The sequence below is a fragment of the Streptomyces sp. NPDC048496 genome, assembly GCF_043200055.1.
Taxonomy (GTDB): Bacteria; Actinomycetota; Actinomycetes; order Streptomycetales; family Streptomycetaceae; genus Streptomyces.
Genome location: NZ_JBICXB010000006.1, coordinates 1 through 19,738 on the forward strand (window position 1 = coordinate 1; position 19,738 = coordinate 19,738).

At 69.1% G+C, this 19,738-nt stretch carries 21 protein-coding genes and 1 pseudogene; 10 read left to right on the forward strand and 12 right to left on the reverse strand.

Annotated features, from left to right (window positions below; translation table 11 throughout):
- Window positions 1–799 (forward strand): ricin-type beta-trefoil lectin domain protein (locus tag ACGFSA_RS08575; protein ID WP_393301637.1); only part of this gene is annotated, 799 nt, incomplete at its 5' end.
- Between the two features lie 269 nt (window positions 800–1,068).
- Here ACGFSA_RS08575 and ACGFSA_RS08580 read toward each other — a convergent pair.
- On the reverse strand, window positions 1,069–2,736 hold the full coding sequence (locus ACGFSA_RS08580) for a fumarate hydratase (RefSeq protein ID WP_393301640.1): 1,668 nt from the start codon (window positions 2,734–2,736) through the stop codon (window positions 1,069–1,071).
- A 227-nt stretch (window positions 2,737–2,963) separates the two neighbouring features.
- Between ACGFSA_RS08580 and ACGFSA_RS08585 the strand changes: the two genes are divergently transcribed.
- Both ACGFSA_RS08585 and ACGFSA_RS08590 read left to right on the forward strand, forming a co-directional pair.
- On the forward strand, window positions 2,964–3,638 hold the full coding sequence (locus ACGFSA_RS08585) for a DUF1707 domain-containing protein (protein ID WP_393301643.1): 675 nt from the start codon (window positions 2,964–2,966) through the stop codon (window positions 3,636–3,638).
- Window positions 3,639–3,805: 167 nt separating this feature from the next.
- Window positions 3,806–4,177 (forward strand): WhiB family transcriptional regulator, encoded by a 372-nt coding sequence (locus ACGFSA_RS08590; RefSeq protein WP_358857943.1) that lies wholly within the window; start codon window positions 3,806–3,808, stop codon window positions 4,175–4,177.
- Between the two features lie 368 nt (window positions 4,178–4,545).
- On the opposite strand, the gene glpX is transcribed toward ACGFSA_RS08590, so the two are convergent.
- Window positions 4,546–5,577, reverse strand: coding sequence for a class II fructose-bisphosphatase (gene glpX / locus ACGFSA_RS08595; RefSeq protein WP_393301647.1), 1,032 nt, complete (start codon window positions 5,575–5,577; stop codon window positions 4,546–4,548).
- Window positions 5,578–5,744: 167 nt separating this feature from the next.
- Between glpX and ACGFSA_RS08600 the strand changes: the two genes are divergently transcribed.
- A complete protein-coding gene (locus ACGFSA_RS08600; protein WP_393301650.1) occupies window positions 5,745–6,263 on the forward strand; it encodes a DUF4245 domain-containing protein in 519 nt (172 codons plus the stop codon).
- Window positions 6,264–6,516: 253 nt separating this feature from the next.
- Here the strand turns inward: ACGFSA_RS08600 and ACGFSA_RS08605 are convergent, their stop codons facing one another.
- From ACGFSA_RS08605 to ACGFSA_RS08620, 4 genes are all read right to left on the reverse strand, one after another.
- The gene (locus ACGFSA_RS08605; RefSeq protein ID WP_393301653.1) at window positions 6,517–7,107 is read right to left on the reverse strand and encodes a malonic semialdehyde reductase; all 591 of its coding nucleotides are present in this window, start codon (window positions 7,105–7,107) and stop codon (window positions 6,517–6,519) included.
- A 192-nt stretch (window positions 7,108–7,299) separates the two neighbouring features.
- Window positions 7,300–7,557 carry an exodeoxyribonuclease VII small subunit gene (locus tag ACGFSA_RS08610; RefSeq protein ID WP_393301656.1) on the reverse strand — a complete coding sequence of 86 codons (258 nt, stop codon included), beginning with the start codon at window positions 7,555–7,557 and terminating at the stop codon, window positions 7,300–7,302.
- A gap of 66 nt (window positions 7,558–7,623) precedes the next feature.
- Window positions 7,624–8,835: an exodeoxyribonuclease VII large subunit gene (gene xseA, locus ACGFSA_RS08615; RefSeq protein WP_393301659.1), complete on the reverse strand. Its 1,212-nt coding sequence runs from the start codon at window positions 8,833–8,835 to the stop codon at window positions 7,624–7,626.
- 96 nt (window positions 8,836–8,931) lie between these two features.
- Window positions 8,932–10,278 (reverse strand): APC family permease, encoded by a 1,347-nt coding sequence (locus ACGFSA_RS08620; RefSeq protein ID WP_393301662.1) that lies wholly within the window; start codon window positions 10,276–10,278, stop codon window positions 8,932–8,934.
- A gap of 115 nt (window positions 10,279–10,393) precedes the next feature.
- Here ACGFSA_RS08620 and ACGFSA_RS08625 point away from each other — a divergent pair, with 115 nt between their 5' ends.
- Both ACGFSA_RS08625 and ppgK read left to right on the forward strand, forming a co-directional pair.
- Complete coding sequence (locus ACGFSA_RS08625) at window positions 10,394–11,419, forward strand: 4-hydroxy-3-methylbut-2-enyl diphosphate reductase (protein ID WP_393301665.1); 1,026 nt, start codon at window positions 10,394–10,396, stop codon at window positions 11,417–11,419.
- A gap of 74 nt (window positions 11,420–11,493) precedes the next feature.
- Window positions 11,494–12,231 (forward strand): polyphosphate--glucose phosphotransferase, encoded by a 738-nt coding sequence (gene ppgK / locus ACGFSA_RS08630; RefSeq protein ID WP_393301668.1) that lies wholly within the window; start codon window positions 11,494–11,496, stop codon window positions 12,229–12,231.
- A gap of 176 nt (window positions 12,232–12,407) precedes the next feature.
- Here the strand turns inward: ppgK and ACGFSA_RS08635 are convergent, their stop codons facing one another.
- Window positions 12,408–12,989 carry a DUF6542 domain-containing protein gene (locus tag ACGFSA_RS08635; RefSeq protein WP_393301671.1) on the reverse strand — a complete coding sequence of 194 codons (582 nt, stop codon included), beginning with the start codon at window positions 12,987–12,989 and terminating at the stop codon, window positions 12,408–12,410.
- A gap of 195 nt (window positions 12,990–13,184) precedes the next feature.
- Here ACGFSA_RS08635 and ychF point away from each other — a divergent pair, with 195 nt between their 5' ends.
- Complete coding sequence (ychF, locus tag ACGFSA_RS08640) at window positions 13,185–14,273, forward strand: redox-regulated ATPase YchF (RefSeq protein WP_393301675.1); 1,089 nt, start codon at window positions 13,185–13,187, stop codon at window positions 14,271–14,273.
- 122 nt (window positions 14,274–14,395) lie between these two features.
- Here the strand turns inward: ychF and ACGFSA_RS08645 are convergent, their stop codons facing one another.
- On the reverse strand, window positions 14,396–14,977 hold the full coding sequence (locus ACGFSA_RS08645) for a Uma2 family endonuclease (protein WP_393301678.1): 582 nt from the start codon (window positions 14,975–14,977) through the stop codon (window positions 14,396–14,398).
- 64 nt (window positions 14,978–15,041) lie between these two features.
- On the opposite strand from ACGFSA_RS08645, the gene ACGFSA_RS08650 reads away from it, so the two are divergent.
- Window positions 15,042–15,647 carry a hypothetical protein gene (locus ACGFSA_RS08650; RefSeq protein WP_393301682.1) on the forward strand — a complete coding sequence of 202 codons (606 nt, stop codon included), beginning with the start codon at window positions 15,042–15,044 and terminating at the stop codon, window positions 15,645–15,647.
- 74 nt (window positions 15,648–15,721) lie between these two features.
- Here the strand turns inward: ACGFSA_RS08650 and ACGFSA_RS08655 are convergent.
- The 3 genes and pseudogenes from ACGFSA_RS08655 to ACGFSA_RS08665 all read right to left on the reverse strand — a co-directional run.
- Window positions 15,722–15,808, reverse strand: a pseudogene (locus ACGFSA_RS08655) (DNA-binding protein); the annotation flags it as partial.
- Window positions 15,808–16,059, reverse strand: coding sequence for a hypothetical protein (locus tag ACGFSA_RS08660; protein WP_393301685.1), 252 nt, complete (start codon window positions 16,057–16,059; stop codon window positions 15,808–15,810). The gene ACGFSA_RS08660 and the pseudogene ACGFSA_RS08655, both read right to left, overlap by 1 nt.
- A gap of 258 nt (window positions 16,060–16,317) precedes the next feature.
- The gene (locus ACGFSA_RS08665) at window positions 16,318–16,467 is read right to left on the reverse strand and encodes a hypothetical protein (RefSeq protein WP_393301688.1); all 150 of its coding nucleotides are present in this window, start codon (window positions 16,465–16,467) and stop codon (window positions 16,318–16,320) included.
- A 57-nt stretch (window positions 16,468–16,524) separates the two neighbouring features.
- Here ACGFSA_RS08665 and ACGFSA_RS08670 point away from each other — a divergent pair, with 57 nt between their 5' ends.
- A complete protein-coding gene (locus ACGFSA_RS08670; protein WP_393301691.1) occupies window positions 16,525–17,007 on the forward strand; it encodes a cupin domain-containing protein in 483 nt (160 codons plus the stop codon).
- Between the two features lie 34 nt (window positions 17,008–17,041).
- On the opposite strand, the gene ACGFSA_RS08675 is transcribed toward ACGFSA_RS08670, so the two are convergent.
- Window positions 17,042–18,136: a threonine synthase gene (locus tag ACGFSA_RS08675; RefSeq protein WP_393301694.1), complete on the reverse strand. Its 1,095-nt coding sequence runs from the start codon at window positions 18,134–18,136 to the stop codon at window positions 17,042–17,044.
- A gap of 285 nt (window positions 18,137–18,421) precedes the next feature.
- Between ACGFSA_RS08675 and ACGFSA_RS08680 the strand changes: the two genes are divergently transcribed.
- Window positions 18,422–19,174: a GntR family transcriptional regulator gene (locus ACGFSA_RS08680; protein ID WP_393301697.1), complete on the forward strand. Its 753-nt coding sequence runs from the start codon at window positions 18,422–18,424 to the stop codon at window positions 19,172–19,174.
- Window positions 19,175–19,738: the final 564 nt, after the last annotated feature.

Sequence of the window (19,738 nt, forward strand, 5' to 3'; positions counted from 1 at the left end):
GCAACGCCGATCACAACGCGGCCCGGAACGTCTTGCACCTGTACCGGATGGGCCTCGCGCTCATCCCGGCTGCCGGGAGGGCAGTCGTCAGGCGCACGAAGCGCGTCAAGCCCGCTGCCGCAAGGTAAGCGGGAATCTCCCGGCTTCAGCCGGGAGAGCACTTCAACTCGACAACTCGCGTCTCTTCCACGGCCACGAGGTCTGCAGCGAGTCCACCTGGGCCCGCGGTCTGTACATCGACCTCTCGCACTTCCCGCCGGACTCCAACTCCGTCCGGCAGTCCTTCCACCCCAACGCGCGGGGGCACGCGGCCTTCGCATCGTGCCTGACCCAGATCTACAACTCCGGTCTGCGCGAGGCGAGCTGTGCCGACCCGGCCGGCACCGGAAAGCCGGTCCTGGAGCCGGCCGCCTGGGACTCGCTCTTCAAACCCCTCAAGAACGAGGCCACCGGCACCTGTGTGGACGTCCCCGCCTCGGTGACCCGCAACAACACCCCGATCGGCGGCTGGGACTGCCACGGCGGCCGCAACCAGGGCTGGTGGTACGACACCGCCGACAAGAGCATCCACACGGAGCTGAGCCACGACCGGTGCCTCGATGTGCCGGGCGCCGACTACAGGGCGGGCGCCACGGTCATCCTGTGGAACTGCTCGAGCGCGGCCAACCAGCAGTTCGTCAGGCAGTCGGGCACCGTGCGCCCGGCGGCGTCGACCGGCCTGTGTCTGACGCTGGCGGCGGCCAAGGACCCGCTGAAGCTGCAGGCGTGCGACGGGACAGCGAAGCAGCGCTTCGCGTAACGGCCGACGGGGCAGGGCGGCCGCCCTGCCCCGTTTTGCTCACCGGCTCGCGGTCTCGTTCACGAATGCTCCCAGTACGGCAGCCAGATGCAACTGGGCAGCAACAGCCGCGCCCAGCTGGGCTGTCTGCTCGCCACGTCAGGACTGCTCGACACCTGAACGAAGGGGCGCGGACGCACGGCGGCCTGGCGCCGAATCCGTCACGGACGGACCGCGAGGGCGCCCCGGCCGAAGCCGTGACGCCCCCGAAGCGGGCCGATTCCTGTCGGTCAGGCGAGACCGGGACCGCGCACCGGAATGCTGGTGAACGTCGGCGCCGGAGCAGGCTCGGTGAAGAAGTCGTTGCCCTTGTCGTCGACGACGACGAACGCCGGGAAGTCCTCGACCTCGATCTTCCAGACCGCCTCCATGCCGAGCTCCTCGTACTCGACGACCTCGACCTTCTTGATGCAGTCCTGGGCGAGGCGCGCCGCCGGGCCGCCGATCGAGCCGAGGTAGAAACCGCCGTGCGCATCACACGCGTCGGTGACCTGCTTGGACCGGTTGCCCTTGGCGAGCATCACCTTGGAGCCGCCCGCCGCCTGGAACTGCGCGACGTAGCTGTCCATGCGCCCGGCCGTCGTCGGGCCGAAGGAACCCGAGGCGTACCCCTCGGGCGTCTTCGCCGGACCCGCGTAGTACACCGGGTGGTCCTTCAGGTACCGCGGCATCTCCTCGCCCGCGTCCAGCCGCTCCTTGATCTTGGCGTGCGCGATGTCGCGCGCCACGACCAGCGGGCCGGTCAGCGAAAGGCGGGTCTTGACCGGGTACTTGGTCAGCTCGGCGAGGATGTCGTCCATCGGCCGGTTCAGGTCGATCCTGACGACGTCACCCGCCTCGTCCAGGTGCTCGTCCGTGGTGTCCGGCAGGAAGCGCGCCGGGTCCTTCTCCAGCTGCTCCAGGAACACACCCTCGGCGGTGATCTTCGCGGTGGCCTGACGGTCCGCGGAGCAGGACACGGCGATCGCCACAGGCAGCGAGGCACCGTGCCGGGGCAGCCGCACCACGCGCACGTCGTGGCAGAAGTACTTGCCGCCGAACTGCGCGCCGATTCCGATCTTCTGCGTCAGCTCGAAGACCTTCTCCTCCAGCTCCTTGTCGCGGAAGCCGTGACCCGTGGGCGAGCCCTCGGCGGGCAGTTCGTCCAGGTAGTGGGCGGAGGCGTACTTCGCGGTCTTCAGGGCGAACTCGGCCGACGTGCCGCCGACAACGATCGCCAGGTGGTACGGCGGGCAGGCCGCGGTTCCCAGCGAACGGATCTTCTCCTCCAGGAACGTCATCATGGAGGCCTCGTTCAGGACGGCCTTCGTCTCCTGGAAGAGGAACGACTTGTTGGCCGAGCCGCCGCCCTTCGCCATGAAGAGGAACTTGTAGGCGCCGCCGTCGGTGGCGTACAGCTCGATCTGGGCCGGGAGGTTCGAGCCGGTGTTCTTCTCCTCCCACATGGTGAGCGGAGCCATCTGCGAGTAGCGCAGGTTGAGCTTGGTGTACGCGTCGAAGATGCCGCGCGAGAGCGCCTCTTCGTCACCGCCCGAAGTCAGTACGTTCTGCCCGCGCTTGCCCATGACGATCGCGGTGCCGGTGTCCTGGCACATGGGGAGGACGCCCGCGGCGGCGATGTTGGCGTTCTTCAGCAGGTCGAGCGCCACGAACTTGTCGTTGGACGACGCCTCGGGGTCCTCGACGATCCGCCGCAACTGTGCCAGGTGAGCGGGGCGCAGGTAATGCGAGATGTCGTGCATCGCTTCGGCGGCCAGGGTGCGCAGCGCGTCCGGCTCGACCTTGAGGAACGTACGGCCGTCGGCCTCGAAGGTCGAGACGCCCTCGGCGGTCACCAGCCGGTACGGCGTGGTGTCCTCTCCCAGAGGGAGCAGATCGGAGTACGCAAACTCTGGCATTACGGCCATTCCTTACTCGGCGACAGCGGCTGGCCTCCCTTGGGCAGCGCACCCACCAGGGTAGAACGCCGCAAGGGTGCCGAAGCTGTGAGGTAAGGCTCACGGCCCGCGGGGTCCGGCGCGTACATCTGCGGTGTCGTCACTCCGCGGCGGGCCGTTCCCTGATCCGGCCTGATCGGGCGGAGAGGCTCTAGTCGCGATCTATCGCGTTTGGGTACGCTTGGTCGGTGGACCTCGAAAAGCACCCCCAGCAGCCCGCCGCCCCGGCGCAGACCGCGCCCGCGGGCATCCGCGCCTCCGACGCGGACCGCGACCGGATCGCGGACATCCTGCGCGATGCCATGGCCGAGGGCCGGCTGACCGCCGAGGAGCATGCCGAGCGGGTCGACGCGGTCTACCGGGCCAAGACCGTCGGTGAACTCGAACCGCTGGTACGGGATCTGCCGAACCCCGGCGGGGGTGCCCTGCCCTCGTCCGCCGCTCCGTACGCGTACGGCCCCGAGGCCCCCGCCGGCCCGGCCGACAACCTGGTGGCGATCTTCAGCAGCTCCACGCGCAAGGGCCGTTGGCGCGTCGGCGGCCGTACGAACGCCTTCTCGCTCTTCGGCAGCGTGGAGATCGATCTGACCGAGGCGCTTTTCGGCCAGAGGCTCACCGTCATCAACGCGACATCCATCTTCGGAAGTGTCGAGATCAAGGTTCCGGAGAACATCTCGCTGCGCGGCAGCGGGACGGGCGTCTTCGGTAATTTCGAAGTGGTCACACTGGAATCCGCAGACCCCGAGGCACCGGTGGTCATCGTCAACGGCTATTCGGTCTTCGGCAACGTCGAGGCGAAGCCGAAGCGCGGGAAACTGATTACGGATCTCCACAGCAAGCTGCGCAAACACCTCGGCCACTGAACCACGGCGGCCGCGCCGGTCCGCACCGTGTCCAATCAGGCCAATTTTCCGATCGACCACAATTTCGCCGCCCGGAACTCGGTGCCACTCAGTGCATAGGCGCACGCACAGCGGGTAGGGACTGCTGCATCGTCTCTCGCTCGCGAAGCCGTCGTCAGGAGTAGACCGTGCTGCAACTGCCGCATCAGCCCCTGCAGGTCGCCGCCGTCCCCACCCAGCGCACCCCTGCTCGGGAGGGCGAGGCGGGCCCCTGGCACTCGGAGGCGGTGTGCCGCCGGGACGAAGCCGGGCTGTTCTTCGCCCCGTCGAAGGAGCCGACTGCTGCCCGACTTTCACGAGAGGAGTCCGCGAAGCGGGTCTGTGCGCGCTGTCCGGTGATGATCGAGTGCCGGGAACACGCCTTGGTGCAGCCCGAACCGTACGGAGTGTGGGGCGGCCTCACCGCCGCCGAACGCCGTGTGGTGCTCGCCCGCCGCAGGCGGCGTGAGATGGAGCTCAAGGCCGCTGCTTCGGCCGGCCACATCGCCGCAGCCGGCTGACCGGAGCGGACCAGACCGGAGCGGACGAACGGGGCCTCGCGGCACGCGACGAGCGGCTCCATCGGGACGGGGCGTCGGCTCCCCGGACGCGACGAGCCACCCCCACCCGCAGTCGACGCGCAGAGGCGCCCCCACCGCACATGGGGGGCGCCTCTTCACGTTCTCCCGGCCGGGCGAGGCCCGCTCACGCGTGCCTAGGAGGGCACTGAAGATCTTGGCCGGGCTCCCGACGTCTTGCACGCACATCTGCGGCGTTGCCAAAACGGTCTGACAGCTCCGCTATGAGGCCGCTTCGGCGCCTTGCAGCTGTACGCACCAGACGCCGCTCGCTGGTCCGGCCAAGATCTTCAGCACCCTCCTCGCGCGGTCTACTTCGCGCGGTCGAAGTCGATCGCGCTGTAGGCGCGCAGCTTCGACAGCCGGTGGGTCGAGTCGATCTTCCGGATCGTGCCGGACTTGGACCGCATCACGATCGACTCGGTGGTCGCCGTCTCGCTGCGGTACCGCACGCCGCGCATCAGCTCACCGTCCGTGATGCCGGTCGCGACGAAGAACACGTTGTCGCCGCTGACCAGGTCGTCCGTGGACAGCACCCGGTCCAGGTCGTGCCCGGCGTCCAGCGCGCGCTGCCGCTCGGCCTCGTCCTTCGGCCAGAGCTTGCCCTGGATCACACCGCCGAGGCACTTTATGGCGCACGCCGAGATGATGCCCTCGGGGGTGCCGCCGATGCCCATCAGCAGATCGACGCCGGTGCCCTCGCGGGCGGCCATGATCGAGCCGGCGACATCGCCGTCGGTGATGAACTTGATCCGGGCGCCGGTCTCCCGGATCTCCTTGACGATGCCCTCGTGGCGCGGGCGGTCCAGGATGACGACGGTGACGTCCTCGGGGGCGGAGTTCTTCGCCTTCGCGACCCGGCGGATGTTCACCGCCACCGGGGCGTTGATGTCGACGAAGTCGGCGGCCTCGGGGCCGGTGACCAGCTTGTCCATGTAGAAGACCGCGGACGGGTCGAACATGGCGCCGCGGTCGGCGGCGGCCAGCACGGCGATCGCGTTCGGCATGCCCTTGGCGTTCAGGGTCGTACCGTCGATCGGGTCCACGGCGATGTCGACCTCGGGGCCGGTGCCGTCACCGACCCGCTCGCCGTTGAACAGCATGGGGGCTTCGTCCTTCTCGCCCTCACCGATGACGACGACGCCGTTCATCGAGACGGTCGAGACGAGGGTGCGCATGGCCTTCACGGCGGCGCCGTCGGCGCCGATCTTGTCGCCGCGGCCGACCCAGCGCCCGGCGGCCATGGCGGCGGCCTCGGTGACCCGGACCAGCTCCAGGGCCAGGTTGCGGTCGGGGGCCTCCGGGGAGACCTCTAGCTGGGACGGCAGATGATGCTCGGACATCGGAGCGCACCTTTCTGTACGACGACGACCGGAAGAGGGTGCTCTGACTCTATCGCCAGGTCGATAAAATGAGCAGACCGGGTCACTTATGAGCGGCGGGATGGGGTGGGTGCCGCGTCCTCCTGCCCCTCGGTCGGCCCCGTCGGACGTGATGCGACCATGGACCCGTGGCAAGCAAGCGAGGCAAGCAGACTGCGCGGGACATGATCCTGTCGATGGCGGTGATCTCCGCCGTCGCGGGGGTCGTTTACATTTTCGTCCCGCACGACGACAAGGCCAACCCGATCAAGGCGGTCGACTACCGCGTGGAACTCGTGACGGCCAGGCGCGCGGCCCCGTATCCGGTGGCTGCTCCGGCCGGTCTGTCCAAGGACTGGAAGCCGACCTCGGTCAGTTACGACCGCGAGGCGGGCAACGGCTGGCACCTGGGCTTCCTCGACCCGGACGGCAAGTACGTCGCGGTGGAGCAGTCGACATCCCCGGCGAAGAAGTACGTGTCCGAGGTCAGTCAGGATGCACGGAACACCGGGCACACGCAGCAGGTCGCCGGTGAGACGTGGCAGCACTGGAAGGGCCCGAAGTACGACGCCCTCGTGCGCCACGACAAGGGCGCGACCACGGTCGTCACCGGCTCGGCGTCGACGGAGCGGCTGGCGGAGATGGCCGCCGCTCTCAGGACGTCCTGAGCCGCGAGCCGGCCGGCCCCGCACACGGGCTTACGGCCTCCCCCGCGGTAGGGAGTGGGCTCCCGACGCCCTGCGACCCCGCTTGCGGCGTTGTCGTCGGTCACCGACGCTCCGCGTCGACTCCGTCCTCCGCCTTGTCATCGAAGCCGCATGACGCCGCTCGCTGATCCACTCCCTACCGCGGGGGAGGCCGTTACGGAGAGGGGCCGCGAAGCACGTGCTCCGGGGCCCCTCTCCGTACGGCTGGAACGGCTCAGACGGTCGTGATGACCTCGTCGTAGGCGAGACGCGGCAGGCGCGGGAACCAGGCGTCCTCGCCCGGCTTGCCGATGTTGACGACCATCAGCAGGCTGTGGTCGCCGTCCAGGAACTCCTTCTCGATGCCCGCGGCGTCGAGGCCGGTCATCGGGCCGGCGGCCAGGCCGGCGGCGCGGACGCCGACGATGAAGTACGCGGCCTGCAGGGCGGCGTTCAGCGCGGCGGACGACTCGCGGACCGGGCGCTCGGAGAAGAACGCGTCCTTGGCCTGCGGGAAGTGCGGCATCAGGGCCGGGAGCTCCTCGTGGAACTCGTTGTCGGCGGCCAGGATCGCGACCAGCGGAGCGGTGGAGGTCTTCGGCTGGTTGCCCTCGGCCATGTGCTTCACGAGGCGCGCGCGGGCGTCGTCGGAGCGGACCAGGACGACGCGCAGCGGCGACTGGTTGAAGGCGGTCGGGCCGTACTTGACCAGGTCGTAGATCGCCTGGATCTGCTCGTCGGAGACCGGCTCGTCGGTGAAGGTGTTGGCGGTGCGGGCCTCGCGGAAGAGGAGGTCCTGGGCGGCGGGGTCAAGAACGAGGGACATTTCGGTTATTACCTTCCGAACGAACAACGGATCAAGCGATACGGCGACCGTAACCGAGAGGTAGGTTAACTTTCAACTAAAACCTGACCTGAGTGATCCACTCCACAAACGTGTGCGAAGTGCGCCCGGCCGCCCCGACTTCTGACGAGGCGCACAACCACCGGGCGCGCCGGATCTATTCCGGGACCGGGCTCAGCCCGCGGCGCCCTGCCCCTCCGGTTGCTCCTTCCCGGGCTGGGCGAGCGCCTCGTCCAGCCGGGCCCGGGCGCCCTGCAGCCAGTGCCGGCACACCTTGGCCAGCTCCTCGCCGCGCTCCCACAGCGCGAGCGACTCCTCCAGCGTCGTGCCGCCCGCCTCCAGGCGCCGCACGACCTCGATCAGCTCGTCCCGCGCCTGCTCGTACCCGAGCGTGTCCGTGGCGGCAGGTGCCGTTGTCGCGTCGTCCGTCATGTGATCCACCCTATGTGTGAGGTACGACAACCAGGTCCGAGCCGAAACGGCGGGGCGGCGCGTCCGTCATTCGGCCACCCGCACGGTGAACTCGCCCTCCGACACCCGCGCCCGCAGCTCGTCGCCCGGCGCCCCGGCGTCCGCGGGGGAGCGGACCACATGACCGTCCGGCCGCTGCAGCACCGCGTACCCGCGCTCCAGCGTCGCCGCGGGCGACAGTGCGACCACCCGTGCCCGGGTGTGGGCGAGCTCCGAGTCCGCCCGGTCCAGCAGATGACCCAGCACCCGGCGGCTCCGCCCGATCAGCGCGTCGACCTCCGCCGCACGCTCGTCCACCATCCGCTGCGGCTGCTGCATGGAAGGCCGGCCCAGCGCATGGGCCAGTCCCCGCTCCTCGCGGTCGAGCAGCCCTCGTACGGTCCGCAGGGCCCGGTCCCGCAGCTGCTGCACCCGGTCCAGCTCCTCGCCCACGTCCGGCACGACCTTCTTCGCCGCGTCCGTCGGCGTGGACGCCCGCAGATCCGCGACCAGGTCGAGCAGCGGGGAGTCCGGCTCGTGCCCGATCGCGGACACCACCGGCTTGCGGCACTCGGCGACCGTACGGATGAGCTGCTCGTCCGAGAACGGCAGCAGGTCCTCCACACTGCCGCCGCCGCGCGCCACGATGATCACATCGACATCGGGCCGGTCGTCCAGCTCCTTCACCGCCTGGACCACCTGGTTCACCGCGTGCACGCCCTGCACCGCGGTATTGCGCACCTCGAACCGGACCGCGGGCCAGCGCCGCCGCGCGTTCTCCAGCACGTCGCGCTCGGCCGCCGAGGCCCGACCGCAGACCAGACCGATCAGCTGCGGCAGGAACGGCAGCGGCTTCTTCCGGTCCAGGGCGAAGAGCCCCTCCGCGGCCAGGGACTTCTTCAGCTGCTCCAGCCGGACCAGCAGTTCGCCGATGCCCACCGGCCGTATCTCGGTGGCCCGCAGGGACAGCTGGCCGCGGGGTGCGTACCACTCGGGCTTGGCGAGGACGACGACCCGCGCACCCTCCGTCACCACATCCGCGATCCGGTCGAAGACCTGACGGAAGCAGGTCACGCTCACGGAGATGTCGTGCGACGGGTCGCGCAGCGTCAGGAACACCACCCCGGCACCCGGCCGTCGCGACAACTGCGTGATCTGCCCCTCGACCCAGACGGCGCCGAGCCGGTCGATCCATCCCCCGATCAGCCGTGACACCTCGCCGACGGGCAGCGGAGCTTCCGCGGACGTATTGAGAGCCATGCGAGCGAGCGTATCCGCCGCCACGGACAACAAGGCAGCCCCACGACACGCGAGAGGCCCTTACAGCCCCCACGACGGGGGAGTGGGGGGAGGCCGTCATGCAGCCGGGCGTCGCCCGCACTGCACCACCAGCACCACCAGCCCCACCGCCAGCCAGAAGACCCCCACCACCTGAGCGCTCGCCGTCGCCGCCGCGATCACCGCGACCAGCACCCCCGCACCCACCACCGGCACCAGCACGTGCCGCCACCAGCCGGGCGGTCCATTCATCCGGCGCACGGCGAACCAGCCGATCACCGACGCGTGCAGCAGTACGAACGCCGTCAGCGCCCCGATGTCGACCACCGAGACCAGACGGTCGAGGCCGTCGGCGCGCCGGGCCGCCCACACCGCCGCCACCAGCGTCACGCCCGCGGCGATCAGGATCGCGGTCCGCGGCACCCCGGACCGCGGGTCGACCCGGGCCAGCAGCGGGGGCAGCCGCCGCTCCCTGGCCATCGCGAACAGCAGCCGCCCCGCCGCCGCCTGCCCGGCCAGCGCCGCGAACGCCGCCCCGATCGCCTTGCTGACCGCCACCAGGTCGTGCAGCCAGGTGCCGACGGCGAAGTCCACGGTGTCGTAGAAGGCGGACCCCTGCCTGGCCGGAGCGGCGGTCAGCTCCGCCGACGTCATCGGTTCCAGCAGGGCCGCCAGATAGCCCTGCGCCACGAACAGCGCCCCCGCGAGCACCAGACAGAACAGCACCGCCCGCGCCACCTTCTCCGATCCACCGGTGGCCTCCTCCGCGAACGAGGCGATGGCGTCGAAGCCCAGGTACGAGAGCACGGCCACCGATACCGCGCCCAGTACCGCCGACGTCGAGAAGCCGGAGTCCCCGGTGAGCGGCGTCCACCAGCCGCGTTGCGCCCCGTCCCGCACGAGAACGACCACCGCCGACACCAGGAACACCGCCAGCACCGCGATCTCCATCGCGAGGACCGCGAAGCCGACCCGGGCGGCAGCCCGCACCCCCCACAGGTTGAGCAGCGTGGTGACGACCACCGCGAGCGCCGTCCAGACCCACCGCGACACCGACGGCACCAGCGAGTTCATCGCGATCCCGGAGAAGAGATAGGCGACCGCCGGGATCAGCAGATAGTCCAGCATCGCCATCCATCCGGCGATGAACCCGGGCCCTTCCCCTAGCCCCTTGCGCGCGTACGCGAAGACCGAACCGGCCAGCGGCACGACCCGCACCATCTGGGCGTAGCTGAAGGCGGTGAACGCCATGACGACGGTCGCCACGACGTACACGAGCGCGACCGCGCCGCCCGATTTCGCGTCGAGCGTGCCGAAGATCCCGACAGGCGCCATGGGCGCGATGAACAGCAGCCCGTACACCACCAGATCCCGGAACCCGAGCGTCCGGTGCAGTCCCGCCCTGTCCGTACCGCTGCCGGCCATGAGCCCTCCGTGGATCGCGCGGACACGGTCGCTTACGGGGCGTACGGGGCGTACGCCGCGTATGGGCAAGTCTCCCGACCCGGCTGATCCCGCGCCTGTTCGGCACGGCCTTACGATGGGACGCATGACTGCTACGTCCAGCCCGTCACCCGCCACCGACCCGAGTGCGGGCGCCACGCGCCGCGTCCTGCTCGCCGCGCCTCGTGGCTACTGCGCGGGCGTGGACCGTGCCGTGATCGCCGTCGAGAAGGCCCTGGAGCAGTACGGGGCCCCGATCTACGTCCGCCACGAGATCGTGCACAACAAGTACGTCGTGCAGACGCTGGAGAAGAAGGGCGCGATCTTCGTCGACGTCACCGCGGAGGTCCCCGAGGGCTCCATCGTGATGTTCTCCGCGCACGGCGTCGCACCGACCGTCCACGCCGAGGCCGCCGAGCGCAAGCTGGCCACGATCGACGCGACGTGCCCGCTGGTCACCAAGGTTCACAAGGAAGCGGTCCGGTTCGCCAAGGAGGACTACGACATCCTCCTGATCGGCCACGAGGGCCACGAGGAAGTCATCGGCACGAGCGGCGAGGCGCCCGACCACATCACCCTGGTCGACGGCCCCGAGGACGTCGCCCATGTCTCCGTGCGCGACGAGTCGAAGGTCGTCTGGCTCTCCCAGACCACGCTCTCGGTCGACGAGACGATGGAGACGGTGGACGCGCTGAAGGAGAAGTTCCCCCAGCTTCTCTCGCCGCCGAGCGACGACATCTGCTACGCCACGCAGAACCGCCAGATCGCGGTGAAGAAGCTGGCCGAGGACGCCGAGCTGGTCATCGTCGTCGGCTCCAAGAACTCCTCGAACTCGATCCGCATGGTCGAGGTCGCCCTGGACGCGGGCGCCCCCGCCGCCCATCTGGTGGACTTCGCCCACGAGATCGACGAGGCCTGGCTGGAGGGCGTCACCACGGTCGGCCTCACCTCCGGAGCCTCCGTCCCCGACGTGCTGGTCGACGGCGTACTGGAGTGGCTGGCCGAGCGTGGCTACGCAGACGTGGAGACGGTGAAGACGGCCGACGAGTCGATCACCTTCTCGCTGCCCAAGGAGCTCCGGAGGGACCTGCGCGCAGAGGCTGCAGCACTCTCCGCGAAGTAACGGCCTCCCCGGGGTGCGGGCCCGTGCCCCGGGAAGTGGAGCGCGGTGCGGCGCGGGCCCGTACCGTGGGTCGCATGCAGATCTTCGGCGTGGACATCGGCGGATCCGGGATCAAGGGTGCTCCCGTGGACCTGGACCGCGGAGACCTGGCGCAGGAGCGCCACAAGGTACTGACACCGCAGCCGGCCACGCCCAAGGACGTGGCCGACAGCGTGGCCGAGGTGGTCGGCCACTTCGGCTGGTCGGGACCGGTCGGCATCACCTTCCCGGGCGTAGTCACCGGCGGTGTCACCCGCACAGCCGCCAATGTCGACAAGGGCTGGATCGACACCGACGCCCGCACCCTCCTCAGTAACAAACTGGGCCTTCCGGTGACCGTCCTCAACGACGCCGACGCGGCGGGAATCGCCGAGATGGCCTTCGGCGCCGGCCGCGGTCGCAAGGGGACTGTGATCATGCTGACGTTCGGTACGGGGATCGGCAGCGCTGTCTTCATCGACGGGCAGCTCGTGCCCAACACCGAGCTCGGCCATCTGGAGCTGAACGGACACGACGCCGAGAAGCACGCCTCCACGAAGGCCAAGGAGGACGAGGACCTGAGCTGGCACCACTGGGCGCACCGGGTGCAGAGGTACCTGACCCACGTGGAGATGCTGTTCTCGCCCGAGCTCTTCATCATCGGCGGCGGAGTCAGCCGCAAGGCGGACAAGTTCCTGCCGCTGATCGACCACGTGCGGGCCGAGATGATCCCCGCGGAGCTGCAGAACAACGCGGGCATCGTCGGCGCGGCCATGGCCGCGGCAGACAGCTGACCGGGAGGCACTAGGTCCTGTCCTGCCGATCTTCGTGGGCCCGGAACGCCTGGCACGGCACCTCGCCGCGTTGTCGTCAGTCGCCCACGTACGTCCAGTACGAGGACGATCCTCCGCCTTGCGATGCACCGCACCAGACGCCCCGGGCCGATCCACGAAGATCGACAGGACAGGACCTAACCCTTCGGACGCCGGGTGGACCGCGCCGCCCGCGCGGCCAGCAGCATCCGCCGCCGGCGCTGCCGCATCAGCCGGACCTTGCGCACGGTGGCGATGAGCCCCGCGACGAGCGTGCCGCCGTACAGCCAGCCGGCATGGACGGCGAGCGCGGTGACGACCGCCATCGTCTGCCCGCCGAAGCCGCCCGTGCCGCCGGAGATCGGAATCACACCGACGGCGAACGCGATCGGCACGATGATCGGTGCGGTCACCAGATCGGCCGGCCGCACCCACAGTGCGGTCAGCGCGCTGACCGGCAGGAACAGCACCCCGTACACCACCGGCGAACCGTCGAACAGCAGCCAGTCGAGGCACGCCAGCGAGAACATGGCGGCGGCGGCGAACAGTCCGGCACCGATGCCGGTGAGCCGAGGACTGGGCAGCCGGCGCAGCGCGAGCACGGCGGGCGGCACCGGGCGTGCCCGCGGGCCGGGCGAGCCCACAGCCCGATAGACGGTGTCGGCCTCGTCGAGGGTGCCCTGCGGGAACTGCTGTGACGACTGCCGGCGCCGAGGGGGACGTGTTCTGGGCTGCTCCACCGGGACAACGTAGGTCGCGAAGCGGGAGGACAGGCGCGTTGGACACGCCCTTTGGGTGACCTTGGCGATGAGTTCGATGCCACTTGGCCGAACGGGAGCCGGATCGCCCCCGCGCCAGAGCTGTGACTACCCGCTTGCCCCCGCCCGTAAACTGGAGAATCGGCCCATCCATCCTTACTGCAGGAAGTCGCCAACGTGTCGCTCACGATCGGAATCGTCGGTCTGCCGAATGTCGGCAAGTCGACCCTGTTCAACGCCCTGACCAAGAACGACGTGCTGGCGGCCAACTACCCGTTCGCCACGATCGAGCCGAACGTCGGCGTGGTCGGCGTCCCCGACGCGCGTCTGAACAAGCTCGCGGAGATCTTCAACTCCCAGAAGCTGCTCCCGGCCACCGTCGACTTCGTGGACATCGCCGGCATCGTGCGCGGCGCGAGCGAGGGCGAGGGCCTCGGCAACAAGTTCCTCGCGAACATCCGCGAGTCCGACGCGATCTGCCAGGTCATCCGTGCCTTCAAGGACGAGAACGTCGTCCACGTCGACGGCAAGGTCTCGCCCAAGGACGACATCGAGACAATCCACACCGAGCTGATCCTCGCCGACCTCCAGTCCGTCGAGAAGGCCGTCCCGCGCCTCACCAAGGAGTCCCGCCTCCAGAAGGAGAAGGTCGCGGTCCTCGCCGCGGTCGAGGAGGCCCAGAAGATCCTGGAGTCCGGCCAGACCCTCTTCCACGCGGGCATCACCGCAGGCACCGAGAAGGGCAAGCTCCTCCACGAGCTGCACCTCCTCACCACCAAGCCCTTCCTCTACGTCTTCAACGTCGACGAGGACGAGCTGGTCGACGAGGACTTCAAGAACGAACAGCGCGCCCTGGTCGCCCCCGCCGAGGCGATCTTCCTCAACGCCAAGATCGAGTCCGAGCTCATCGAACTCGACGACGACGAGGCCCTCGAACTCCTCCAGTCCATGGGCCAGGAAGAGCCCGGCCTGGCCACCCTCGGCCGCGTCGGCTTCGACACCCTGGGCCTCCAGACCTACCTCACGGCAGGTCCGAAGGAAGCCCGCGCCTGGACGATCAAGAAGGGTGCCACGGCCCCCGAGGCGGCCGGTGTCATCCACACCGACTTCCAGAAGGGCTTCATCAAGGCGGAGATCATCTCCTTCGAGGACCTGGTCGAGACGGGCTCGGTCGCCGAGGCCCGCGCGAAGGGCAAGGCCCGCATGGAGGGCAAGGAGTACGTGATGCAGGACGGCGACGTGGTGGAGTTCCGCTTCAACGTGTAGCCGCGTGCATGCTGCACGTTAAGTGGTTCGTCGAACGTGCAGGTCAGAAGGGGTCGGGCTCTAGGAGCCCGACCCCTTCTGCATTCCCCGTGCTGACTTGGTGCTGACCTGAAACCGTGGTCTCAGCCGGCCCGGCCCGGCGCGAGCTTGTCCAGATCGAGGCTGATCTCGAACGGCAGGGACCGCTGAAGCGCATGGCGGAAGATCCCTGCCGGCGCATACGATCCGGTCGGCTCGTCGAGTTCGTAGACGTGCACGGCGGGGATGGTGTCCTCGTCCTCGATGCACCAGTAGTGCCGGATGCCGGCCTCGGCGTACTTGCGCAGCTTGACGGTCCGGTCGCGATGGGCGGACTCCGGTGAGACGACCTCGATGACGAGCTGGACGTCCTCCGGGGCGAACCAGGTGCAGTCAGGGTCGTACGGGGCCGTGGTCACCACGAGGTCCGGTTCCGGTCGGTTACGGGCATCGAGGCGGATGGTCATCTCCCGACCGACCTTGAATCCCGCTGGGGCCTGTGCCCTGAGGGCGAACGTGAGGTCGGTGACGATCTCTCCGTGCCACCAGCGCTCGGGCGACATCATGAATACGAGGGCTCCGTCGATCAGCTCGGTGTGGCGCGGGGCTTCCGGGAGGCGGTCCAGGTCCTCCGCGAACCAGCCTTCCGCGCGTGGCGGGCGCATCCAGTCGGGCAGTGCGGTCATGAGGCAACCCTAGCGATTCCGGCCTTCACGAGAAGGCGTCATGCTGCTGATCCATAATCGGCGCATGGATGTCGTCGGGATACTGGAGGCCGCCTCGCTGCTGGTGCCCGAGGGCGTTGCCACCGACAACGACGTCACCGTTTCCGATGTCTGGGACTACCTCGCGCACGACGAGTGGGAGGTGGCGCTCGATCTGCTCCAGGACCTGGGTGACGGATGGTCCGCGCCGACGGCCTTCTGGGAGGAGTTGGTGCGCGCGGCCGGGATGCTGGGGCTCGAACGGAGCCGGGAGTGGTGCTCGTGGCGGGGCGCCGAGTCGCGTGTGGGGGTCATCCGCGCTGATCTCGTACTCCGCCCGGCCGGTGAGGCGTTCCGGAGTACATCGATTCCTGGCGCCGGGGTGTTGCGGCCGATGTGGGACATCGGCAACCAGAGGGATGACGGAGCGTCCGAACTGGACATCGCCCGTGTGTGGGTCGAGTTCGCTCCTGACCTCCCGCCCGGCGCTCGGGCTCCGGTACGCCTCCTGCCCCTGAACCCGGTGCGGTGGAGGCACCTTGCCCCAGGTGATCGGATCACGCTGTACGAGTGTGCTGTGGCTGGCGGGACGGCGGCGATCCTGGAGGTGCAGCCTCCAGGCATGCAGGGCGAGCACGCTCCACGGTACTGATTCTGTGCTGACTTGAACGCCGCGAAACCGTGTTTTCGCGGTGGGAGCGTTGTGATCGACATTGCGCTTCAACATGCCGCTTGGACCAAGGCCACGACGGCACGGTCCTTGCGGTAGAGCTTCGAGAGGCCTTCGCTGTCGAGCAGCAGGGTGCCGGCCATCAGGCGGCGGCCCCGCCGACCTGCCGGTGGTCATGGCGCAGCAGCGCGCGGGCGGCATCGACCTCCTCGCGGGTGAGCTCGTCATTGTCGGTCTCGAAGTCGGCGACGATCTCTCGGAGCTTGTCCATGGCGACCCGCTGTTCGAGGGCTTCCGCGACGTAGGCCGAGAAACCGCCGGGTCCGACGTGGGCGCGTGCGGCCTCGGCGAGGTCCTCGGGCAGGCTGATCGAGTACTTCCTGCTACTGCTCATGGTGCCGATCCTTCCGGTGGTCGTAAGTCTTCGGGCATACATGGTCATGGCAGTGCAGGGTAGGGAGACGAGATGAACGAGGCGTTCCCCGGACTGCTCGACGCCCTCACTGCGCATCGGCGCAAGGGGTGTTGATTCACGTGTCGGAGCGCTGTGAGGAGTGTTCCGCTGCAACGTGTGATCGGTTCGATCCCGCACGTGGAGTTGCCGGTCGCGTGTGCAGGTCGGAAAGGGCCGGGCTCTGCTGAGCCCGGCCCTTCAAGGCGCGCCCGCCAGGACTTCCACCGTGCCGGTGTCGAGCGAGTAGTAGACGCCGACCACGGCAAGGACGCCCTTTCTCACCAGCGGGGCCAGGTCCTGGTTGGAGCGCAGGTCGCCGGCGGTCAGTTCGACCTGGGCGCGGGCCATGGTCTCGACGGGGTTGCGCGCTGCTGGCCGACAGCTCGATCGACGGAGGAGAACGGAATGTCGTACCCGGAACCGACGTACACGGACGGCAAGGGCGAGATCAGCGCCACGTACCGGCCGGCGAGCACGGCGGCGAATCTGCTGACCCGCAGCGGCGGGAGTACCCACTACCTGGCGACCACGGAGACGACGCACGGTGAATTCGGGCTCTACCGGATGGACATGGCGCCCAGAGCCGGCGGCCCGGCCACACACTTCCACCGGTCCATCTCGGAGTCGTTCTTCATCCTCGACGGGACGGTGCGGATCTACGACGGCGAGCAGTGGGTCGACGCGACGCAGGGTGACTTCGTCTACGTACCGCAGGGCGGACTGCACGCCTTCCGGAACGACTCCGAGGCCCCGGCGTCGATGCTGTTGCTGTTCACACCGGGTGCGCCCCGCGAGGAGTACTTCGAGAAGGTGGCGGAGGCCGCGCAGTGGTCGGAGGAGGAGCGGACCGAGTTCTTCATCAAGCACGACACGTACTGGACGGACTGACCCGGCCCGCTCCCTCGCCTTCGGTAGCCCGTGATCAGGGGGCCAGGCCCGTCTTGAGTCCAGCCCCGCAGAGGGGTACGACCACACTGCGGTCCGTCCAGTCGCCGACCGCCGCCCAGCAGGCGACCCCGGTCGTCTCGACGTAGAGACCGCGGGCCGCCAGGTCCCTTTGCGCGGCACGGATCTGATCCTCCGTCACGGTGAGGAAGGTGCCGCCCGACTCCCGCACCGCCGCCAGGATCTGGCGGGCGCGCGGCGGGCGGGGGATGGCGATGCCCTCGGCGAGCGTGGGGGCGGCCGGGCCGGGATGGCCGGGCAGGCCGTCCGCGCCCCGGTGGAACGCGGTGGCCAGCGGCGACACGGCCTCGGCCTGTACGGCGATCAGGGCCGGACGAGCATCGATCAGGCCCTGGGCGAGGAGTTCCGTGGTGGCCATCGCCGCCCCGAGCAGCAGCGTGCCGTTGCCGACCGGTACGGCGATGGCGTCGGGGAGCCTGCCGCCGAGGTCTTCCCACATCTCGTACACGTACGTCTTCGTGCCGTGCAGGAAGTACGGGTTGAAGACGTGCGAGGCGTAGAAGGTGCCGGGGGAGTCGGCGGCGGCCCCGGCGGCCAGCGCGGTGGCCTCGCGGTCGCCGGGGACGATCTCCAGGCGGGCGCCGTGGGCCCGGATCTGCTCGGTCTTCTTGGGGGACGTGCCCTCGGGGACGTACACCGTGCAGGGCAGTCCGGCCCGCGCGCAGTACGCGGCGACGGCCGTTCCCGCGTTGCCACTGCTGTCCGCGACGACGCGATCGGGGGAGAGACGGCGGGCCAGCTCGGCGAGCATCACGGCGCCACGGTCCTTGAAGGAGAGCGTCGGCATCAGGAAGTCGAGCTTGGCGGAGACCGTGCCGGTGAGCGGCACGAGCGGTGTGCGGCCCTCGCCGAGGCTGGTGGTGGGTGAGGAGAGGGGCAGCACCTCTTCGTAACGCCACAGTGAATTGACGCGCCCGGCAAGCGCGTTGACGGAGAGCGGTGCGTCCGGCTCGAAGTCGAGGTTCCAGGGACCGCGGCAGACCGGACAGCACCAGGTCAGGGATGTGGTGTCGGCGCGGGTGCCGTCATGCGGGCAGAGATACGTGGCCATGCCCGCCAGGATGTCAGCCGCGTGGCGGGTGAACGGCAAAGACATGGCGTACCTCAAGTGCGAGAACCGTGCTGTGAGTTGTGCCGTGCACAGAGGAAGCTATTGGTCTGGACCGAATGGGGGTAAGGGGTTGGGGTCGATCGCGGACGGTCGGGGCGGCCGGGGTCCGGATATGTGCCGTGCGGTGCCCAGTCATCACTTCGGGTGAAACTTTGGCCCGCGCTTGCGGTCCACAACCGACGGTTGCCAGTCTGTTGCAGACTGTCAACCTGTTGGGAGTGGCCTGTGACTTTCGGTGAGCAGCCCGCCTATCTACGCGTTGCGGGCGATCTGAGAGAGAAGATCGCCAATGGTTCGCTGCCGCCGCATACGCGCCTGCCGTCGCAGGCCCGTATCCGTGAGGAGTACGGAGTCTCCGACACGGTCGCGCTGGAGGCGCGCAAGGTGCTGATGGCCGAAGGGCTGGTCGAGGGACGCTCCGGTTCCGGTACGTATGTGCGCGAGCGCCCGGTCCCGCGTCGCATCGCCCGTTCCGGATACCGTCCGGGCGCCGGTGCCAGCCCGTTCCGCCAGGAACAGACGGCGGACGGGGTGCTGGGGACATGGGAGTCCCGCAGCGAGCAGGAAGGAGCGAGTCCGGAGATTGCCGAACGGCTCGGCATCGAGGCGGGTGACCGAGTGATGCGTACGAGATACATCTTCCGGGAAGCGGGGGAGCCGATGATGCTCTCCACCTCCTGGGAGCCCCTCGCCGTCACGGGGCGCACGCCGGTGATGCTGCCGGAGGAGGGCCCGTTGGGCGGCTGCGGGGTGGTCGAGCGGATGGCCGCGATCGATGTCGTCGTGGACAACGTGATCGAGCAGGTAGGCGCGCGTCCGGGGCTGGCGGAGGAACTTCTGGCGCTCGGCGGTGTGCCGGGTCATGTGGTGATGGTGATCGGGCGTACGTACTACGCATCGGGGCGGGCGGTCGAGACGGCGGATGTGGTGGTGCCCGCCGACCGCTACCGGATCGCCTACCACCTTCCTGTCAGGTGAGCGGCGGTTCGCGCACTGGTGGGCTTCGTCGCGGACCCGCTGTCGAGCCTTCGGTCGAGCTCGGCGCCGGTCTCTTCGCTAAGCGCTCCCGCGGGATTTTTTTCCGGGGCCCGGTGGGCTCGCGGCCGGGATTTCTGTCGAGTGACCGATACCCGGACGGATCGGGCCGGGCCCGTGACGACGAGTTGACGCCCACTCGGTTCCCGTAACCGAGGGGCCATCGCTGACCGCAACGAGTTGTCATGCCCTGCTCCCGTCTTTCCGTTCGTACCCGCACATCGGACATCTGCCGCAAGGACCCGACCGCCGGCCCGGTCCTCATGCCGACGCTGTGCGCGGCGCCGAGGCCGGCAGGGGTGGCGGAGGCGTAAGCGGCACAACCGATCCGCGAGGCACTGGGGGCGCATCCGAGTGGGTGCGCCCCTTTGCGCTGGCCGGATCGCTATCTCTTTGTGTAATTACTTATCCGTTGCGTAAAGGTCAGGCGTACGCTCGGGCATATGCGTACTGCGGTTTCCTGGGAATCCTTAGAGACCTGCACGCCGTCCAGGGGAGGGGCTCGAT

Coding starts and splice junctions, on each gene's coding strand:
- ACGFSA_RS08645 (WP_393301678.1), bottom strand. CDS start 14,977: ATGACCGCACTGCCCGACTGGATGCGCCCGCCACGCGCGGAAGGCTGG.
- ACGFSA_RS08625 (WP_393301665.1), top strand. CDS start 10,394: ATGGGACGCATGACTGCTACGTCCAGCCCGTCACCCGCCACCGACCCG.
- ACGFSA_RS08660 (WP_393301685.1), bottom strand. CDS start 16,059: ATGAGCAGTAGCAGGAAGTACTCGATCAGCCTGCCCGAGGACCTCGCC.
- ACGFSA_RS08580 (WP_393301640.1), bottom strand. CDS start 2,736: ATGCCAGAGTTTGCGTACTCCGATCTGCTCCCTCTGGGAGAGGACACC.
- xseA (WP_393301659.1), bottom strand. CDS start 8,835: ATGGCTCTCAATACGTCCGCGGAAGCTCCGCTGCCCGTCGGCGAGGTG.
- ACGFSA_RS08665 (WP_393301688.1), bottom strand. CDS start 16,467: ATGGCCCGCGCCCAGGTCGAACTGACCGCCGGCGACCTGCGCTCCAAC.
- ACGFSA_RS08610 (WP_393301656.1), bottom strand. CDS start 7,557: ATGACGGACGACGCGACAACGGCACCTGCCGCCACGGACACGCTCGGG.
- ppgK (WP_393301668.1), top strand. CDS start 11,494: ATGCAGATCTTCGGCGTGGACATCGGCGGATCCGGGATCAAGGGTGCT.
- ACGFSA_RS08675 (WP_393301694.1), bottom strand. CDS start 18,136: ATGGCCACGTATCTCTGCCCGCATGACGGCACCCGCGCCGACACCACA.
- ACGFSA_RS08620 (WP_393301662.1), bottom strand. CDS start 10,278: ATGGCCGGCAGCGGTACGGACAGGGCGGGACTGCACCGGACGCTCGGG.
- ACGFSA_RS08650 (WP_393301682.1), top strand. CDS start 15,042: ATGGATGTCGTCGGGATACTGGAGGCCGCCTCGCTGCTGGTGCCCGAG.
- ACGFSA_RS08605 (WP_393301653.1), bottom strand. CDS start 7,107: ATGTCCCTCGTTCTTGACCCCGCCGCCCAGGACCTCCTCTTCCGCGAG.
- ACGFSA_RS08670 (WP_393301691.1), top strand. CDS start 16,525: ATGTCGTACCCGGAACCGACGTACACGGACGGCAAGGGCGAGATCAGC.
- glpX (WP_393301647.1), bottom strand. CDS start 5,577: ATGTCCGAGCATCATCTGCCGTCCCAGCTAGAGGTCTCCCCGGAGGCC.